The 349-nt window shown below is 62.2% G+C and carries 2 protein-coding genes; one reads left to right on the top strand and one right to left on the bottom strand.

What is annotated here, in order from left to right; all coding sequences use genetic code 11:
• On the bottom strand, window positions 1–164 hold a 164-nt coding region (locus tag ETC27_RS16540; RefSeq protein ID WP_136256063.1), incomplete at its 3' end, for a heavy-metal-associated domain-containing protein.
• An 89-nt stretch (window positions 165–253) separates the two neighbouring features.
• Here ETC27_RS16540 and ETC27_RS17835 point away from each other — a divergent pair.
• A partial coding sequence (locus ETC27_RS17835) for a MerR family DNA-binding transcriptional regulator (RefSeq protein WP_136256062.1) occupies window positions 254–349 on the top strand: 96 nt, incomplete at its 3' end.

Below are 349 nucleotides of genomic sequence, written 5' to 3'. Positions count from 1 at the left end.
GGGTGAATCCTCACCGATCCGGTGACCGAACTGGCCGACACCTCCCCGATGCCCTCCAGGCGGCCCAGAGCGGCCTCCACCTTGCGCTCGCAGCCGCCGCAGTCCATGCCTTCCACCTGCAGTGTCAGCGTCGACGGGATGGTGCCTTGCGTTGGTTCGGTCATGGCGCTGCCTCTCCGAATGTCTTAATCTTGTCCGGAAGCATAATCCCTGTAGCAACTACAGGTTCAAGTCATGCGAGAGGAGCATCAGGATGCCGGAGATTAGCCCTACCATCGGTATCGGCGAGCTGGCACGGCGCGCCGGCTGCAAGCCTGAAACGGTGCGCTATTATGAGCGCATCGGGCTG

Origin of the sequence: Onishia niordana (genome assembly GCF_004798965.1) — a bacterium.
Lineage (GTDB): Bacteria > Pseudomonadota > Gammaproteobacteria > Pseudomonadales > Halomonadaceae > Onishia > Onishia niordana.
Note: the sequence above shows the minus strand (reverse complement) of the source record. Positions and strands in the feature narration are given on the sequence as shown.